This is a genomic window from Mycobacterium sp. (genome assembly GCF_052143115.1).
GTDB lineage: Bacteria > Actinomycetota > Actinomycetes > Mycobacteriales > Mycobacteriaceae > Mycobacterium.
Genome location: NZ_JBKQTQ010000007.1, coordinates 34,013 through 51,384, shown reverse-complemented (window position 1 = coordinate 51,384; position 17,372 = coordinate 34,013). Strand labels below are relative to the sequence as shown.

Genomic DNA, 17,372 nt, shown 5'->3' with positions numbered 1-17,372 from the left:
GGCCTACCCTTTCTTCGCCCGGCCCGACTTACTCAACCGGAAGTCGGGCGGAAACTTGCTGTCGTTGTCCTTCACTGTGTCGGCGAGGCCGCTGTCGATCGCGTCGCTCAGCATCAGCTCATCACCATCGGGTCTGACCAAGCTGCCCATCGACTCGAAGAAGGCGCTCAGCATGCTGCCCAGGTATTCGCCTTGATACTGCTTCACCATTTCGAAGAATGCCTTCTGCATGAAGACGGTATCGATGGGTCGATTGCGGGCACACGCCAGTGCGTATTTGTCGACCTCGGCTTCCAGCTGATCCCGCGGCACGACCTTGTTCAGGAAGTTGCACTGGAACATCTCGTCTGCGGTGAATGGCCTCCCGGTGAAAACCATTTCCTGAAACTTGCGCAGCCCCATGGTCTGGACCCAGGTCCACATCCGTGGCCCCCAGCCGTAGTACCGGAAGGACGGATGGCCGAACAGCGCGTCGTCACTGGCGATTACCAGATCGGCGTCACCGGCCTGATAGAAATGCCAACCGTAGCAGTACCCCTTGGCCTCGACGATGCTGATCTTTTTGAACTCCTGCAGTGAGCGGTTGCCGGCCTGCGCATTCGCGTACCATGCGCCGATCGTTGCGCCGTGGCGAAACGATCCCTTCGGCGGATACCGAATATCGTCTTCGTCCAGGCGCAGCTCGGCGAGCCGGAAGCCGGGCGAATCCGCGCCTTCCATGACCTCGGGAAGATCTGCGCCGCTACCGAAGTCGTCGCCGACGCCGCGAATCACCACCACCTTGACGTCGTCGTCGACACCGGCAGCGTGCAGCAGGTCGGCATACCGGAGCCGCGCCGCCGCGGTGGGAGCGTTGAGAAACTCGGGACGGTTGAACGTGATCGTCGCGATCTTGGTCTTTGGGTCCTTCGCGTAGAGGATGATCTCCTCAGGCGACGGCCGCTCGTTCTCCGCCATTTTCAAGCGCCGACAGCGACGTTGGCCGACGGGCTCGATGTCAGGATTTCAGGGCCATCGGTCGTGATCAACACCGCCTCGCGCCCAAACACCGCGCCAATACCTTCTTGCCAGACATAGCCGGTAACAGCCAGCACCATCCCCGCCTCCAGGCGTTCCCCGGCAGCTGTCGCCGGCAAGTGCTGCGAAACGACCGGGGGGTCGAATCCCAGGCCCAGGCCTCGGGCAATCGGCATCGGCGGCAGCTGCTCCTCCGCAGCCTGGTAGGCGGCCACCAGGTCGGTACCCGGCGCGCCCGGTCGGCATGCGTCATACAGCTTGTGCCACAAGGCATCCCATCGCCGATACAGATCGGCAGCACCGCTGGGTTCGCCGACAGGCCAGGTGCGTCCCACCTCGCCGGTATACCCGTTGTCCAGCACGCCCGCGGAGAACGCCACTAAGTCGCCGGGCTCAACCCGCCCGTCGTCACTCGCGCGTCGCCACGGGTGATCCCGTGAGGTCACCCACGCAGCATCTTGGGTCGACGGGGTGCTCACCCCTCCCGCCGCCATGGCCTCTAGCAGGACGCCGACCAGCGTCTTCTCGCTGACCCCCGGTCGCAGCTCGGCGACTGCCGCGGCCAACCCGACTTCGGCGACCCGGATGGCCTCGCGAAGCGCGCTCACCTCCTCGGCGGTCTTGATCCGCCGGGCGGCCCGCATGGCCAGCTCACCGTCGACCAGCTCGGCGTTAGGGAAGGCCACCGGCAGCAGCTGCGCAAACCCCGGTGAAAGCGCATCGGTGCCAACACATTTGGCAGAGGCTGCGCCATCGATACGCTTGAGCACCGAGATCGTGTTCATCGGATTCCAAGTGATGCCATAGAGATTCTCGTGCGGGATGTCGTCCGGAACCCCCTCGTCCCAGGTGCTGAGCAGATGGATCGCCCCGGTCCGACGGACGAGCACGCAGGTGGGTCCGAATGGGCGGGTGCCTGCCACCCACAGCTGCGGCGCACCGGAGACGTAGCGCACGTTGGCCTGCCGACCCAGCACCAGCACGTCGAGGTCGTGCTTTTCCATCTGGGCCAGTGCCCGCTCCCGGCGACCTGCGCGCAGCGCGCGGTCGTCCGGCAGAACCTCAGTCGCCATCGGCGCTACTCCTCTTCATCGCTTCGCTCTGCATCGTCGTCAGCGCTAGCCATAGGGGTGATAGGGGTAGTCGGTCAACGGGATCCAGCCTTCCTCGGTGATGACGATGATCTCTTCGCTGCGATAGCCGCCGGTGCCGTCCTCCCACACCACCGGTTCCAGGACCAACACCATCCCCGGCTCGAAGACGAAGTTCTCATCGAACTCATCACCGAGATCGGTTCCGATCATGGGCGTTTCGGCGGCGTTGACACCGATGCCGTGGCCCAGATAGAAGTGCGGCAACCATGGTCGGGTACCGCCGTTGGCTTTGGTGGCCGTTCTGCCCAACTCGGCGGCGGTGGCACCCGCGCGGGTCACGTCGAGCACCGCGTCCATGATTTCCCGCCACTTGGCGAATTGCGCTTGCTGGCGGGGTGTCGGTTCGGCGCCGACCACCCAGGTGCGGCCGAAATCGGAGCAATAGCCCGCGTAAGTGATACTGACATCGGTCCACAGCACGTCACCGGCGACCAGCTCGCGCTCAGTTGTCAACAGCGGCAATGCCAAATCACCATGGGTGGTCCAGACCCCGTCTGCCTTGGATTGCGGCATCACCTGCCAGATCGGTTCCAGCATGCTGGCCATCGCGCCCAGCTCGAAGGCGCGGCGCATGAAACCGGCCGACAGGTCGATCTGGCGAATCCCGGGTGCCAGCGCGGCCTGCACGTCGACCATCGCTTCGTCGGTGATCCGGCACGCGGTGCGCATGCAGGACAGCTCGTCGGGAGTCTTGATGAGCTTGGCGGCGCCGACGATCTGCGCGGCGTCAGCGGGCCGCCCGGACGGGAAAAGTCGCGACTGCGCGCGCCGCATCGCGCCGGTGAGTTCGTCCACGGCGAGCACCGCCCCGACCGGGATCAGGTCCTCGACCACCCGCGCGAAGCTCTCCACACCTTCGTCGAACTCGAGATAAACCGGGCCGTGCAGGTGGTCGGCCGGCAGCCCCGATTCCGACGCGGCCCCTTCACGAAACGGCAGAAACAGGTGCGGATACGGGTCGTCGGCGAGCACCACCGCGACTGGACGCTCGACATAAGACAATCCGGCGTCACCCAACGGCCAGCTCACCCCGGTGGCGTAGACGACGCTGTTGTTTCCGAGCAGGATCAAGGCGTCCACGCCGCGGTCGGCCATCGCCGAGCGCAGCCGCGCGCCGGTCTCGCGCCGCATCCGATCGAGATCGGGTGTGTCCGGGATGTCGAGCGCAGACGTTGGTGCGGCCAGGAACGAAGTGATCGAAGTCATCTAGCAGCCTTAAACACCCAGGAATTCGGTGATATTGCCGCTCACGATCCGCGTCGCTGCCTCAGCGCCGACCGACTCGACAACCGCGGCCAACGACTTCTCGGAATAGCCAAAGGTGCTTTCGTTGTGCGGATAATCGCTAGACCACATCACCTTGTCGACGCCGATCTGGTCGATCAACTTCAGTCCGAGCGGGTCGACCATGAACGATGCGCTCATGTGATTGTCCCAGTAGTAGCGAACGTCATGCTCCAGCGGCCGATTGAACATGTGCTGATACGACGCCACCAGGTGCTCGGCGTCCTGCAAAGCCCATGGCACCCAGGCGATTCCACCCTCGAACCAGCCGATCCGCAGCCTTGGGTGATCATCGAGAATTCCGGAGAAGATGTACTTGGCGAACTGTTCGCGGAATCCGTCGATATTGATCATCATGCCGACGACGACGCTGTTGAACTGACACGGGCTCTTCGGCGGGGTCTCGCCGATGTGGTGGCTCACCGGGAGGCCGGCGTCTTCGATCTCGTCCCATACCGGCTTCATCCCGGTGCTGCCGTAGTCGATCGGATTGCCTTCGTCGTCCTTGCCCGGGTTGAGCGGCAGCAGGAAGGTCTTGAGCCCCAACGATTTCAGCTCCGCAAGCGTCCGGCGAGTGCCTTGTGGATCCCACCAGTTGATCAGGCCCGCACCGTAGAAGTGGCCGTTGGAGCGCTCCTGCAACTCGGCGATGTACTCGTTGTAGATGCGGAACGCGAGCTCGCGAAGTTCCTTATCCGGGTAGTGGAACAGCGCCAGGATGGCATTGGGGAACGCCAGTTCCTTCTCCACACCGTCCTCGCGCAGCTCCTGAATCCGGGCCTCGATGTTGGTACTGGCGGCCCCGGGCAGGTCGTCGTACTGCATCAACACCGCGCTGAAGTCGACCGGCAAGAACGACTGTCCTTTACGCCCGATTTGGTAGGCGCCGTCCTCGTACCAGATTCGCGGCGCCTTGTCCTTGAGGGCCTCTGGAAAACGCTGATAGAAAATATCGTCGGCCAGCGAAATGTGGTTATCCGCAGAGAAAACCACGGTTCCTTCCGGCAGGCCCACGTTCGTGCCGTTGGCTTGGCCGTGCCGATCCTTGGGTGCGCCAAATCCTCCGGGCGGGTAGAGCGAGACGGCGCTTGTTTGAGTCGACATCATTGACACTCCAATCGGATCCACACGTTTTCGACAGTAGTCATTTCGGATCGCTTGGTGAACGGATTCACCAGGTCACCGGTAGTTCATAGACGCCGTATGCGAGCCGGTCGTGCTTGAACGGAATGTCTTCGATCGGCACGGCCAGTTCCAGCGTGGGGATGCGGCGAAGCAGCGTGTGAAAGACGATCTGCAGTTCGGCCCGGGCCAGCTGCTGACCGACGCATTGGTGCCTGCCGTAGCCGAATGCGACGTGCTGGCCGGCGCCCGAGCGATGAAGGTACAGCCGCTCGGGTTCGGCAAATGCGCTGGCATCCCAGTTCGCCGGCGCCAGGTCGATGATGATCCCTTCACCGGCGCGGATCACCTCGCCGTCGATTTCAATATTTTCAGCGGCGACGCGGCGCTGCCCGTTCTGAATGATGGACAGGTAGCGCAGTAGTTCCTCGACCGCGTTGGCGACGACTTTCGGGTCGTCGGTGTCACGCAGCACGGCCGCCTGCTCCGGGTATTGCAGCAACGCCAGCACGCCGAGGCCGATCATGTTGGCCGTGGTTTCGTGCCCGGCGATCAGCAGCCCGGTACCCAGCTGCGCGGCCTCCTTGACGCTGAGCTCTCCCGCCTTGACCCTTTCGGCCAAGTCCGACACCGCATCTGCCGAATCTTCCAGTGGAGCCTCCATCTTCGACTCGACCAGCTGGGCAAGATATTTGTGCAGACTCATCGCACCTTTGACGGTGTCCTCACCGGTCGCGTAGCGCGCAAGCCCGATATTGGCGTGGTGCTGAAACATCTCGGCGTCCTCATACGGCACGCCCAGCAGCTGGCTGATCACCAGGGACGGCACCGGCAGCGCCAGCGCCGTGACGATGTCGCCCGGCTGCGGTCCGGCCAGCATTGCGTCGATGTGCTCGTCGGTGACCTGCTGGATCACCGGCCGCAGGCCTTCGACCCGCTTGAAGGTGAACGGCTTCGACAGCATTCGCCGAAACCGCGTGTGCTCTTCGGCGTCAGAGGTGAAGACCGACCTGGGGCGCTTGTGCACCGTCGACAACATGCCCTCGTTCCAGTGCGGAAAGCCGGGCCGCCGGTCATCGACGCTCACGCGGGAGTCAGAGAACAGCGTCCGCACTTCGTCGTATCCGGTGATGAGCCATGGTGTGCTGCCGTCCCAGATCCTGACTCTGGACAGCGGCCGCGCCGCTCCGAGTTCCATCACCTCCGGCGGCGGGGCGAACGGGCAGCCGGCTGCCCTTCCCATCGGATATTCCGGGGCGTCAGGAACCGCCTCGATTGCGGTGCCGGTGAGGGTGTCGGACACTTCTCACTCCTCGATGTCGATGGCCAGTGCGGGGCAACCCGCGGCGGCCTTGCGGGCGTTGTCAGCCTGTTCGGCGGGCGGGTTCTCGTTCAGCAAAACGACGACTCCGTCATCGTCGCGCTGGTCGAAAAGTTCGGGAGCATGCATCACGCAGTTGCCTGACGAAGCGCATTTGTCTTGGTCCACAGTCACTTTCATAGTTTTTACAGCCAACTTCTTCACTCGTGCGGGGTGACCGGCGCCAGCCAGAGTCCCACGACCGCGTCGATCAGACCGGAACCGGCGGCCTGCCACGACGAACCCGGCACGGATGCGCCCGCGGCCATTGCCCTCTCACGCTCGGCACAGGTGTGCATCAACAGGTTCCGGGCCATCAGATTGCGTTCCACCCGAACCTCGATTGGCAACTCGGGAAGGCACCGGTTGATGCCGTCGATCACCTGGACCAGCGATTCAGAGGTGAGCGCATCTTTCACCACGATGTTGTAGTAGGCCGGATCGGTCATCACTTGCGCGGCGAAGCGCGCGTACCAGGTCGGGTTGCCGAGCGCTGCGAGGTGGTCGGTCAGTGGACGTACCAGACACGCCACCCAGCTCCGCATATCGTCACCGGCCCCCGATTGCAGCGTCTCGGCCACCATGGTTTCGCGCAGCTGCTCGATGGCCACCCGATGCCGCTGCTCGATGGCCCGCACCAAATCGGTTTTGCTGCCGAAGTGGTAGCCGACCGCGGCATTGTTGCCCTGACCGGCAGCCTCGCTGACCTGCCGATTAGAGACCGCGAAGACGCCATGCTCAGCGAATAGCCGCTCGGCCGCGGTCAGGATCGCCTCCTGGGTGGTGCTGGCCCGGTCGCTGCGCGCAGCCCTCGCGGTGGTCACCTGGCCAGTCAACGCTCTGATCCTGATTAAGTCAAGCGATTGATTTAATTCCCCTTGTCGCTGCGACGCCGGATTGCTTTGCCGGTGGCGGTCCCGCCGTCGACTCGCAGGACGATCCCGGTCACGTACTTGGACCGGTCGCCGGCCAGATATAGCGCGGCCTCCGCGACGTCCTCGGGTGTGCCTTCTCGCTTCAGCGGGCGGTCGGCTCGCATCTGCTCTCGAATCGCCTGCTCGAACCGCTGCACCTCGGCGGCATCCTTTTCGCTGTTCGACGAGGCCAGCAGCGGTGTCGGTATGCTGCCGGGCGCGATGGTGTTGACCCGAATGTCGTAATAGGCCAATTCGATTGCGGCGGACTTGGTGAACTGGATGACCGCAGCCTTTGACGCGCGGTAACTCATGACGCCACCGCCGGCCTGGATACCGCCGATCGACGACACGTTGACGATCGACCCACCTCCGCGGGTCGCCATGTAGCGCGCTGCGTCGCGCGTGCCGGCCATCACGCCCAACACGTTGACCGACATGACGCGATGGAAATCGGCGAGGTCATCGTCTAAGAAACTGCGGTGCATCTTGCTGGAGACTCCGGCGTTGTTCACCATCACGTCCAGCCCACCGAACGTCTCGACAGCCCCGGTGACCAGCGCATCGACCTGATCGGGGTCGGAGACATCGGTCAATCGAAAGGCCGCGTCGGCGCCCAGGGTGGCGGCGAGATCTTCGCCGCGATCGCGCTCGACGTCGGCGATCACCACCCGCGCGCCTTCCGCCAAAAACTTCTCGACGATGCCGGCACCGATGCCTGAAGCGCCGCCCGTGACGATCGCGACCTTGCCGGCCAGTTCGTTGACCATGTCGACGAGTTAATCGGCGCGACATCGGTTAAGTCAAGCGATTGATTTACCCAACGGCTCCGCAGCCCGCCTCGGCCTGGTGCTACGTTCCGCTCGGCGAGGCTATTTGTTTGCTTCGAATTTTCTTGGCGTTGGCCTAGAACAGCCACGGTTTCGTAATGTCGGCAGGGTTCCGTGGTCCGGCCTGAGCGGGTGGCGCAGTGAAAGTCGTCGTCACCCCCGATCGTTCAAAGGAAACGATTTGAAAATCAACCGATTTGGCGTCGCGCTGAGTGTGCTGGCCACCGGTGCGCTGATGCTGTCCGCGTGTGGAAACAACAACACGACAAATGAAGGCGGTGCCACGTCTGGTTCGGCTGGTTCGTCAGCGGCCAATGTTAGTTGTGGTGGGAAGCAGACGCTGAAAGCCAGTGGATCGACCGCCCAGGCGAATGCGATGGCCCGATTCGTCAACGCCTTCGAGCAGGCATGTTTAGGCCAAACCTTGAACTACACGGCTAACGGCTCAGGGGCCGGGATAAACGAATTCTTAGGCAACCAGACCGATTTCGGCGGCTCGGACGTGGCGCTGAAGGACGACGAACACGCCAGAGCACAGCAGCGGTGCGGTTCGCCGGCGTGGAACCTGCCGGTGGTGTTCGGCCCGATCGCGGTGACCTACAACGTCGACGGCGTGACCTCACTGAATCTGGACGGGCCGACCGCGGCGAAAATCTTCAACGGGACCATCAAGACGTGGAACGACCCGGCCATCACGGCGCTCAACACCGGCACCACCCTGCCCGCGCTACCGATACACGTCGTCTTCCGCAGTGACCAGTCCGGCACGTCGGACAACTTCCAGCAATACCTCGATGCCGCATCGGACGGTGCATGGGGCAAGGGCGCCGGAAAGTCTTTCAACGGCGGCGTTGGTGAAGGCGCCAAGGGCAACGATGGCACCTCGGCGGCCATCAAGAACACCCCGGGCTCAATCACCTACAACGAATGGTCCTTCGCCCAGGCGCAGAAGCTCAACGTGGCCAGGATCGTCACGTCGGCAGGCCCCGACCCGGTGGCGATCAGCGCCGATTCGGTTGGCAAGACGATCGCCGGGGCGACGGTAAAGGGAATGGGCAGCAACGACCTGATGCTTAACACGATGTCGTTCTACAAGCCGACGCAGCCGGGCGCCTATCCGATCGTGTTGGCAACGTATGAGATTGTCTGCTCCAAGTATCCGGACAGTAAGGTCGGCACGGCCGTGAGGGCGTTCCTGCAGGCCACCATCGGTCCCGGTCAGAATGGGTTGGCGGACAACGGATATATTCCCATTCCCGACGCATTCAAGTCGAGGTTGTCGGCCGCGGTCAACGCCATCGCGTGATCCAGGGCCATCGTGTCGACCGCGACGACGCCTGCGCTGACGGCTAGCGACGGAGATAAGGCACGGCGGGGCGACCGACTGTTCGAGTCGGTCGCCGCCCTCGCCGGCTCGACGATCATGCTCGCGATCGCTCTGATCGCGATCTTCCTGCTGGTCCATGCCATCCCGTCACTGCGCGCCAACCATGCGAATTTCTTCACCAGCGCGCAATTCGATACCACCCACAGCAACAACCTGGCGTTCGGTATCCGTGACCTCTTCATGGTGACGGTGCTGAGCTCACTATGCGCCCTGGCCTTAGCGGTACCCGGTTTCGATCGGGATCGCGGTGTTCCTCACGCAATATGCGCCGGCAAGACTGTCACGCCCTTTCGGCGCGTTAGTCGACCTGCTCGCCGCGGTGCCGTCGATCGTCTTCGGGTTGTGGGGGATTTTCGTGCTGGCACCGCAACTCGAGCCGATGGAAGCATTTCTCAACCGCGACCTGGGATGGTTATTTCTGTTCAAGGGCGGCAACGTTTCATTGGCCGGGGGCGGCAATATCTTCACCGCCGGCGTCGTGCTTGCCGTGATGATCCTGCCCATCATCACCTCGGTATCGCGAGAAGTGTTCCGGCAGACCCCGAATACTCACATCGAAGCGGCGCAAGCATTGGGCGCGACAAAGTGGGAGGTGGTGCGGATGACCGTGCTGCCGTTCGGTCGTAGCGGTGCCGTCGCTGCATCGATGCTCGGATTGGGCCGCGCTCTGGGCGAAACCGTGGCCGTGTTGATCATCCTGCGCGCGTCGGCCCATGCCGGGAATTGGTCGCTTTTCGACGGTGGCTACACGTTCGCCTCCAAAATTGCCTCTGCGGCAAACGAATTCAGTGACCCACTGCCGACAGGTGCCTACATCTCGGCCGGATTCGTGCTGTTCGTCCTCACGTTCATCGTCAACGCGATCGCCCGCGCAATCGTTGGCCGGGCGGTCAAGCAATGAGCGTCTCCACCCTCCACCTGCCCGTCAAAGATGCAGCAGTTCAGCCGGTCAGTGTCGGGCGGCGGATCAAAAACAACATCGCGACGGTGCTTTTCGTCGTTTCCTTCGTCAGCGCGTTGGTGCCGCTGGTGTGGCTGCTGTGGGTTGTCTTCCAACGAGGCTGGTACGCCATCACGCAGCCCGGATGGTGGAGCCACTCACTGCGCGGAGTGCTACCGGAGCAGTTTTCCGGCGGGGTTTATCACGCCATCTATGGGACCCTGGTGCAGGCTGGGGTGGCGGCTATCCTCGCCATACCACTGGGATTCATGACCGCGGTGTACTTGGCGGAATACCGTTCCCGTCGGCTGGCGCGGTTCACCAGCTTCATGGTTGACGTGCTGGCCGGGCTGCCCTCGATCGTGGCGGCACTGTTCATCTTCAGCCTGTGGATCGCCACCCTGGGATTCCAGCAGAGCGCCTTCGCGGTATCACTCTCGTTGGTCTTGCTGATGTTGCCGGTCGTGGTGCGGTCATGCGAGGAGATGCTCAAGTTGGTGCCCGATGATCTGCGAGAAGCAAGCTATGCCTTGGGTATTCCGAAATGGAGAACCATCATGCGGATCGTCGTCCCGATCGCGATGCCGGGCATCATCTCCGGCGTCTTACTGTCGGTCGCGCGTGTAATGGGGGAAACCGCGCCGGTGCTGGTGCTGGTTGGCTACAGCCGCTCCATCAACTTCGACATCTTCAATGGCAACATGGCATCGCTGCCGCTGTTGATCTACACCGAACTCAACAATCCCGAACACGCCGGCTTCCTGCGGGTTTGGGGCGCCGCTCTGACATTGATCCTCGTCGTAGCAGCGGTCTATCTGGTGGCCGCGGCAGCCAATCGCGTGATCACAATCCGCAGACGCTGAAGCACGCGGCTCAGGCAGCTCCGTCGGCATCTACCAGAAACTCCAGCAGCAGCTCGTTGACGATCGCCGCTTGCTCAATCTGCGGGCAGTGACCGGCGGCCTGGACCACGGCTGACCGGGCCCCGGAAATCTGGTTGGCGATTTCCTTCGCCCAGCCCGGTGGAAGAAGTTTGTCGCACGCGCCCTCGACGACAAGCGTCGGAACCGAGACACGCTCATAGGCCCGTTTACTCGACGGGGTCGGTGGTGGCGCCGCTCCTGGGCGGCGAAAACGGACCGCGGCGAGTGCCTCCCACGCACCTGGAGCGATGCTGGACTCGAAACGACGCTGCACGTAGTCATCGTCAGCCGGATAGGACGGATCGTGAAACAGCGCCTCGACGATACGGCGCATGGCCGGCATGGTCGCGTCGTAATCGTAGAGCGCCTCCATGTACTGGTTGCGCTGGATTTCGCCGCCGCCACAGATGGCGACCATGCTGCGCATCGGCAAGGCCGGCGACTCCGATGTGGCGTCGACGAGCAGCATGATGGCGCCCATCGAATTGCCGATGAAATGCGCCGAGGCGATGGACAGCTCGCTGCAGAAGCGGGCGACATGGCGGATCCGCATGCCACGCCCGTCGTTGAAATCGATGACTTTGGCTGATTGCCCAAAGCCCAACATGTCTGGCGCCAGTACTCGATACCGGGCGGCGAGCGCAGGCATCGTTCGCTCCCAGCCGATTTCGGCGCTGACACCGAACTCGCCACCGTGCAGCAGAATCACCGGATCGCCGTCGCCGGCCTCCAGGTAGCTAGTGGTCAGCCCGTCGACCACGATGGTTCTGCGTCGAATCTCCATGGCGGGCACCTCAGTTCGGGTCAAGCGGGCCGACGGGTTTGGTGGTCGTCGCATAGACCAGCAGTTCGGCCAGCTTTTGCGGCCTACTCAGGAACGGAATCCTGCGGCTCCAGCACCGTCCGGAGTGAATCCCACCGCGCACCAGCACAAACCGCATCGCTCATCCTTACCTGACGACTTGGCCCGGGCCCGACCGCGCGAGCGTCAACAACTGCGTCGCCAATAAGTCCAGTTGATTGGCGACAATCACGTCGATCAGTTCGCCCGCCTCGTCCCAGATTTGATCGGCCGAGTTGATCGCGACGCCGAGAGGAGTCGGCCAGGCCCGCAGCGCATGACCGATGCCGCGGAGCTGGTTCAGCGTGCCTACCGCCGCCTGCCACCCGTAAGCGCAGCTGATGCATCCCCACGGCTTGTTGTCGAGGTAGACCCGCGAGTCCGCACGCATGTCTTCGATGTAGTCCAGCGCGTTCTTCACCAGCCCGGAGACCCCGCCGTGGTAGCCGGGCGAGCCGACGATCACGGCGTCGGCCTCACGCAGGGCCTCGATCAGCTGAACAGCCTCCTGCGTGCGGGCGGGTTCGTGCGGGTTGTACATCGGTAGATCGATGTCGTCGCCGCAATAGAGTTTGGTGCGTCCGCCTTGACGCTCGACGGCAGCCAGGCACTGGCGCAACGCTTGTTCGGTCGATGAGCTCGACCTCAGGGTGCCGCCGACGCCGACAACCAGCGGCCCTTGGCCTTCCGGGCCTTCCGTCAACATCGACCGTGCCCTCCTTACTTGATCGCGATGGGATTCACCGGAGAGCCCACCGCACCAACGATTCTCAACGGTGGCGCGATGAGCTGAAACTCGTACACACCATCGGCCGCACAGTCCACCGCCAGTGCGGTGAGATCCCAGTACTCGCCGAGCACCAGCCCCATGTCCCGCAGGCACAGCATGTGCATGGGCAGAAACGTTCCCTCGACCCCGGATACCGGGTCTTCGACCATGAGATTATCGGCGGCCACAGCCGCGATGTCGTGGTCATGCAACCAAGAGGCGCAACGCCAGTCCAGCCCCGAACCAGGCTCAGCCCCGTTGCCGGTCTCCAGAAACCTTGCCCACCAGCCGGTTCGGATCAGGACGATGTCGCCGCGCCCGACTGTAACGCCCTGCGATCGGGCAACGTCGTCGAGTTCGGCAGCGGTGATCGGATTGCCGAGCTCGAGAAAAGTCTCCACACCGCGATGGCGAACGAGATCTAGCAGCACGCCACGCGAGGTGATGCCCTTGCCGTCGACCTTGTCGATTCCGCAGTGGAATGCGCCGAGACTGGTCACCGAGTCTGCCGGGAAGCCGTTGTAGAGCTTGTCATCGTAATAGACATGGGAGAGCGCATCCCACTGGGTGGCCGCCTGCAGCGGCATGATGATCATGTCGTCGTTGAAACGAAATAGACTGTCCTGGAAGTATTTCCCAAGCTCTCGCGCACCCGGGTTCGCGGCCCATTCCGACCCGTAGCGAGCCAGCGTGTTCACATCGCCACCGTCCACCGTCATCACATGGATCGGGTTGTGCCGAAACTTGAATGCCCCCTGGGGACCCGACGAACCGAAGTCCACCCCCAAGGGAAACACCTTGCCGTGCTTGACCAGACTGGCTGCTTGGGCGACCTTGTCCCCAGTGATGAAGTTCAGCGTCCCGAGCTCGTCGGCGTCTCCCCACCTTCCCCAGTTGCGGACATCGCCGGCGACTCGGCGGAAGTCGGTCAGGCTGGCCACAGTGCTCGCCCTTCCTCGAACTCGCGCGCAACTGCGGCGCCGACATTGCCGCCGTCGACCCAGAGGACTTGGCCCGAGATATAGCTGGCGGCTTGGCTATTCAGGAACACCAGGACCGCGGCCTGTTCGGCCGGGTCGGCGACGCGGCCCAATGGTTTGGGGATGTCATCGAGGTACTGCTGCCCGTAGGCAGTGCGCAACTGGTCAAGAATCGGGGTCTCGGTAACGCCCGGCCCAGTGCAGTTGATGCGAATACCTCGAGCACCGAGCGCGGCGGTATTTCTCATGGTGTAAAGGATGATCGCTTCTTTGGACAACCGGTAGCCCCCGTCGGCCAGCGCGTCGGGATGGCGGTGACACCACTGAATTCCCTCGGGCATCGTGCGGGTGTTCAGCAGTCCGCCGACGACCTGCTGGTGCTCCCGATACCCGGCCGCCGCGAGCGAGGACACACTCACGATGGACGATCCGGCCGGCATCTGCTCCAATAACGCCTCGGTGACATGGCGTAGGCCGAGGAAGTTGATCGTGACGACGAGCAACCGATCGCCGATGCCGGAGGAGACGCCGGCGATGTTGAACAACGCATCGACGTCCCGGCCAATCGACGCCACAGCGCGGTCGATGGATGGCGGGTCGGTCAGGTCAAGGGCGTGGAATTCGGCGATATCGGTGCTGGGCGGATGCTTATCCAATCCGACGACGTCGGCCCCGAGTTCGGTGAGCTGTCTGACGACGTGGGCCCCAATGCCCGACGCGCATCCGGTCACCACAGCACGGCGACCGTCGTAACGCCACAGCTCGTCGATCTGTCCCAAGGTCAGGCAACTTCCGGTATCACGACTGCTGCTCTTTCTGCTCTTTGGCACGCTGCGCCGCCTGGACGCGACCTTCGTTGATTTCGGCCATGGCCTCTGGGATCTCGCTGGCGGTGAACTTCCCTCCGCGGCCGGTGGGCAGGCCGCCGAACGAGTAGCCCTCGTCAAACTGCGGGGCGGTCGACTCCGGCCGACGCGCCTCGATCTTCTCGATGACCGGCGCTAACCGCTTGGCCTTGTCGGCCACCGCCTTTGCGTCGCGTTCGATGAATTCCGGCAGCACTTCTTTACCCATCAGCTCGATGGATTCCATGGTGCCTTCGTGGCTGCGCGGGTTGAGCAGCAGGATGATCTCGTCGACGCCGCTCTCCTCGTAACCGCGCAGGAACTCCCGAACGGTGGCCGGCGAGCCGATGGCGCCGCGGCCCGGACCGTAAGCCAGCGTCGGGTCCTTCTCACATTCTTCGAGATAGCGCTTCCAGACTCCGGTCCGTCCGGGCGTGTGGATTCCGGTCATGTAGTAGTGCATGATCCCGAACGAGAAGAACCCGCCGCCCATCCCGAGGCGCTCGAGTGCCTGCTCGTCGGTGCGGGCGACCATCATCGACAAATCGCCGCCGATGGCAAGAATGTTCGGGTTGATCTGCGGGGTGATTGGGACACCGCTTTCCTCGAGCTCCTTGTAGTAGCCGTTCACCCGCTCGGTGAGCGGACCCGGGCCGGTGTAAGCGAAACTCAGTGCGCCGATGCATTTCTGGGCGGCCATCTGCACCGACGCCGGCCTGGTGCAGGCGACCCACACCGGCGGGTGCGGCTTTTGCAACGGCTTGGGGATGACGTTGCGAGCCGGCATCTCGATGTGCTCGCCCTTGAACCCGGTGAAGGGTTCCTCGATCATGCAGCGGATCGCCACCTCCAGCGCCTCTTCCCATTGGGCACGCTTGTCGGCGGGGTCGATACCGAAGCCTCCCAACTCGCCGATCGAGGAGGATTCGCCGGTGCCGAACTCGACTCGTCCGTCGGAAATCAGATCGAGGGTGGCGATACGTTCGGCGACCCGGGCGGGATGGTTGACAGCCGGCGGGAGGTGCATGATGCCGAATCCCAGCCGGATGTTTTTGGTCCGCTGGCTGGCTGCGGCCAGAAACATCTCCGGAGCGGTGGAGTGACAGTATTCCTCAAGGAAGTGGTGCTCGGTCAGCCACACCGTGGAGAAACCGGCCTTGTCGGCCGCCTCGACCTCGTCGAGGCAGTCCTTCAGCAGCTCATGCTCGTCGTCCGGCTGCCATGGGCGGGGTAGGGCGAATTCGTAGAACAATGAGATTTTCAATTGGTACCTCCCGGAACAATCGAGTGAGTTGAGCTCGTGTTGACAAGGTGCTTGGCCGCGACGTAGCCGAAAGTCATTGCCGGACCGATGGTCGCGCCGGCGCCGGCGTAGCTGCGTCCCATCACCGCCGCCGATGTGTTGCCCACGGCGTACAGGCCGGGCACGATCGTGTCGTCGCTGCGTAGCACGCGGGCGTACTCATCCGTGCGCAGACCACCGGATGTGCCGAGGTCGCCGAGAACGACTTGAAAGGCGTAGTAGGGCGGTTTGCCAAGCGGATACAGGTTCGGATTAGGCAGGGTGGGGTCTCCGTAGTAATTGTCGTAAACGCTGTCACCTCTGTTGAAATCGTCGTCGTGGCCGCTGTGGGCCAGTTCGTTGAAGCGCGCGGCGGTGTCGCGAAGTTGGCCGGCCGGCACCCCGATCTTGGCTGCGAGTTCTTCCCAGCTCTTCGCCGCTTTGACCACACCCGACTGCAGCCAGGCAGCCGGGATCTTTCGCCCGGTGGGTACGGGCGCGCCCGGGATCTTCGGCAGCGGAAGATGTCCGGCGACGACGTAGCGATTCCACGACCGATGGTCGGTGATAAGCCAGCAGGGGATGTGGGTGACGCCGGATTTCTGGCCGTCGATCATGGCGTGGCCGAAGTCCATGTAGGGCGCCGCCTCGTTGATGAATCGCTTCCCCTCGCCGTTGACGATGAACTGCGACGGCATCATTCGCTCATTGAGCATGAATTGCATTCGACCATCGGGCCATTGGATGGCCGGAAACCACCAGGCCTCGTCGAGCAGATCGGCGACGGCACCGACCCGCTGGCTGGCCCGAATGCCGTCGCCGGTCGCGGCGGGATTGCCGAAACTCCAATCCTGTTCCACGATCGGCTGGTGCTCTTTGCGCCATGCGAGGTCGTGGTCGAATCCGCCGGTTGCCACGATCACCCCCCGCTTGGCGCAGATCCTCAGCGGTGTACCGTCTTTCACGACGATCGCGCCGGTGACCGAACCGTCGTCGTCGGTGAGTAATTCCGTCATGGGTGAGTCCAGCCACAGCGGGATACCGCGGTCCTTCATCGCCAGCCTTAGCCGCGCGGCCAGCGACTGGCCGATCGCCGCGATTCGATCCCCGAAGACGCGGGCCCGGACCATGCGCCACACCAGCTTCACCAGGACGCCCTTGCCCGCCCACGACTGGCGCACCTGGTAGAACGACCGAAGCTCCTTTGGCCCCAGCCAGATTCCCCGGGGCGCCAACGCCAACGGCTGCAGCAGATGTTGTTCTTCCTCCGCCAACGCGCGCAAATCGATCGGGGGGACGTTGATCGTGCTGCCGAGCTCGGAACCACCCGGCAATTCCGGGTAGTAGTCGGCATAGCCGGGCTTCCACACAAACTCGAACCATGGGCTGAGATGTTCGAGGAACTCCATCATTTCCGGCGCCGAGTCGACGTATTGCTGGATCCGCGCATCGCTGACCAGGCCCTCGGTGATGTGCCGCAGGTAGTCGACGACACCGCCTGGAGACGGCGTGTAGCCTGCCCGGCGTTGCGCCGGCGCTCCCGGTACCCAGATGCCACCGCCGGACAGCGCGGTGGAACCGCCGAATTGGCTGGACTTTTCGACGACCAGCGTCTCCAGATCAGAAGCGTGGGCAGCCAGCGCCGCCGTCATGCCGCCGCCTCCAGAACCGATCACCAGTACGTCGACGACGTGGTCGAACGTACCGGGAGCGCTTGGCGCCAC

At 63.4% G+C, this 17,372-nt stretch carries 17 protein-coding genes and 1 pseudogene; 3 read left to right on the top strand and 15 right to left on the bottom strand.

The features are described from left to right. Positions 1-3 precede the first annotated feature (3 nt). The 8 genes from ACLQI9_RS00880 to ACLQI9_RS00845 form a co-directional block, all read right to left on the bottom strand. Entirely contained in the window at positions 4-957 is a 954-nt protein-coding gene (locus ACLQI9_RS00880) for an enoyl-CoA hydratase/isomerase family protein (RefSeq protein ID WP_442384409.1), read from the bottom strand. Positions 958-959: 2 nt separating this feature from the next. Beyond that, complete coding sequence (locus tag ACLQI9_RS00875) at positions 960-2,090, bottom strand: M24 family metallopeptidase (protein WP_442390762.1); 1,131 nt, start codon at positions 2,088-2,090, stop codon at positions 960-962. Positions 2,091-2,135: 45 nt separating this feature from the next. Then, a complete protein-coding gene (locus tag ACLQI9_RS00870) occupies positions 2,136-3,377 on the bottom strand; it encodes a M24 family metallopeptidase (protein ID WP_442390760.1) in 1,242 nt (413 codons plus the stop codon). Positions 3,378-3,386: 9 nt separating this feature from the next. After that, positions 3,387-4,448 carry an amidohydrolase family protein gene (locus tag ACLQI9_RS00865; protein WP_442390788.1) on the bottom strand — a complete coding sequence of 354 codons (1,062 nt, stop codon included), beginning with the start codon at positions 4,446-4,448 and terminating at the stop codon, positions 3,387-3,389. A 178-nt stretch (positions 4,449-4,626) separates the two neighbouring features. Continuing rightward, positions 4,627-5,880, bottom strand: coding sequence for a cytochrome P450 (locus ACLQI9_RS00860; RefSeq protein WP_442384403.1), 1,254 nt, complete (start codon positions 5,878-5,880; stop codon positions 4,627-4,629). Positions 5,881-5,883: 3 nt separating this feature from the next. Next, positions 5,884-6,078, bottom strand: a complete 195-nt coding sequence (locus ACLQI9_RS00855) for a ferredoxin (protein ID WP_442384401.1) — start codon at positions 6,076-6,078, stop codon at positions 5,884-5,886. 20 nt (positions 6,079-6,098) lie between these two features. Continuing rightward, entirely contained in the window at positions 6,099-6,761 is a 663-nt protein-coding gene (locus ACLQI9_RS00850) for a TetR/AcrR family transcriptional regulator (RefSeq protein WP_442390758.1), read from the bottom strand. Between the two features lie 44 nt (positions 6,762-6,805). Continuing rightward, complete coding sequence (locus ACLQI9_RS00845) at positions 6,806-7,621, bottom strand: SDR family NAD(P)-dependent oxidoreductase (protein ID WP_442384399.1); 816 nt, start codon at positions 7,619-7,621, stop codon at positions 6,806-6,808. A gap of 241 nt (positions 7,622-7,862) precedes the next feature. Here ACLQI9_RS00845 and pstS point away from each other — a divergent pair, with 241 nt between their 5' ends. The 3 genes and pseudogenes from pstS to pstA all read left to right on the top strand — a co-directional run bounded on the left by pstS (position 7,863) and on the right by pstA (position 10,871). Beyond that, on the top strand, positions 7,863-8,987 hold the full coding sequence (gene pstS / locus ACLQI9_RS00840) for a phosphate ABC transporter substrate-binding protein PstS (RefSeq protein WP_442384397.1): 1,125 nt from the start codon (positions 7,863-7,865) through the stop codon (positions 8,985-8,987). Positions 8,988-9,104: 117 nt separating this feature from the next. Beyond that, positions 9,105-9,969, top strand: a pseudogene (gene pstC / locus ACLQI9_RS00835) (phosphate ABC transporter permease subunit PstC). Continuing rightward, complete coding sequence (gene pstA / locus ACLQI9_RS00830; protein WP_442384393.1) at positions 9,966-10,871, top strand: phosphate ABC transporter permease PstA; 906 nt, start codon at positions 9,966-9,968, stop codon at positions 10,869-10,871. Before pstC ends, pstA begins: the two are co-directional and overlap by 4 nt. Before the next feature lie 10 nt (positions 10,872-10,881). Here the strand turns inward: pstA and ACLQI9_RS00825 are convergent, their stop codons facing one another. From ACLQI9_RS00825 to ACLQI9_RS00795, 7 genes are read right to left on the bottom strand one after another with little or no spacing between them, the layout of a single operon-like run. Continuing rightward, positions 10,882-11,715: an alpha/beta fold hydrolase gene (locus ACLQI9_RS00825; protein ID WP_442390756.1), complete on the bottom strand. Its 834-nt coding sequence runs from the start codon at positions 11,713-11,715 to the stop codon at positions 10,882-10,884. 10 nt (positions 11,716-11,725) lie between these two features. Next, positions 11,726-11,872: a hypothetical protein gene (locus ACLQI9_RS00820; RefSeq protein ID WP_442384389.1), complete on the bottom strand. Its 147-nt coding sequence runs from the start codon at positions 11,870-11,872 to the stop codon at positions 11,726-11,728. Between the two features lie 9 nt (positions 11,873-11,881). Beyond that, on the bottom strand, positions 11,882-12,478 hold the full coding sequence (locus tag ACLQI9_RS00815; RefSeq protein WP_442384387.1) for an NADPH-dependent FMN reductase: 597 nt from the start codon (positions 12,476-12,478) through the stop codon (positions 11,882-11,884). A gap of 14 nt (positions 12,479-12,492) precedes the next feature. Beyond that, on the bottom strand, positions 12,493-13,482 hold the full coding sequence (locus tag ACLQI9_RS00810; RefSeq protein WP_442390754.1) for a cyclase family protein: 990 nt from the start codon (positions 13,480-13,482) through the stop codon (positions 12,493-12,495). Next, positions 13,470-14,300 carry a coniferyl-alcohol dehydrogenase gene (locus ACLQI9_RS00805; protein ID WP_442376778.1) on the bottom strand — a complete coding sequence of 277 codons (831 nt, stop codon included), beginning with the start codon at positions 14,298-14,300 and terminating at the stop codon, positions 13,470-13,472. The genes ACLQI9_RS00810 and ACLQI9_RS00805 overlap by 13 nt, the downstream gene beginning before the upstream one ends. A gap of 19 nt (positions 14,301-14,319) precedes the next feature. Further along, positions 14,320-15,630: an LLM class flavin-dependent oxidoreductase gene (locus ACLQI9_RS00800; RefSeq protein WP_442390752.1), complete on the bottom strand. Its 1,311-nt coding sequence runs from the start codon at positions 15,628-15,630 to the stop codon at positions 14,320-14,322. After that, positions 15,627-17,372, bottom strand: a complete 1,746-nt coding sequence (locus ACLQI9_RS00795) for an FAD-binding protein (protein WP_442390786.1) — start codon at positions 17,370-17,372, stop codon at positions 15,627-15,629. The genes ACLQI9_RS00800 and ACLQI9_RS00795 overlap by 4 nt, the downstream gene beginning before the upstream one ends.

Bases quoted from the DNA above. Each gene is read 5' to 3' on its own strand.
- ACLQI9_RS00820 (WP_442384389.1), bottom strand. From the start codon at position 11,872: ATGCGGTTTGTGCTGGTGCGCGGTGGGATTCACTCCGGACGGTGCTGG.
- ACLQI9_RS00870 (WP_442390760.1), bottom strand. From the start codon at position 3,377: ATGACTTCGATCACTTCGTTCCTGGCCGCACCAACGTCTGCGCTCGAC.
- ACLQI9_RS00815 (WP_442384387.1), bottom strand. From the start codon at position 12,478: ATGTTGACGGAAGGCCCGGAAGGCCAAGGGCCGCTGGTTGTCGGCGTC.
- pstA (WP_442384393.1), top strand. From the start codon at position 9,966: ATGAGCGTCTCCACCCTCCACCTGCCCGTCAAAGATGCAGCAGTTCAG.
- ACLQI9_RS00825 (WP_442390756.1), bottom strand. From the start codon at position 11,715: ATGGAGATTCGACGCAGAACCATCGTGGTCGACGGGCTGACCACTAGC.
- ACLQI9_RS00845 (WP_442384399.1), bottom strand. From the start codon at position 7,621: ATGGTCAACGAACTGGCCGGCAAGGTCGCGATCGTCACGGGCGGCGCT.
- ACLQI9_RS00875 (WP_442390762.1), bottom strand. From the start codon at position 2,090: ATGGCGACTGAGGTTCTGCCGGACGACCGCGCGCTGCGCGCAGGTCGC.
- ACLQI9_RS00855 (WP_442384401.1), bottom strand. From the start codon at position 6,078: ATGAAAGTGACTGTGGACCAAGACAAATGCGCTTCGTCAGGCAACTGC.
- ACLQI9_RS00880 (WP_442384409.1), bottom strand. From the start codon at position 957: ATGGCGGAGAACGAGCGGCCGTCGCCTGAGGAGATCATCCTCTACGCG.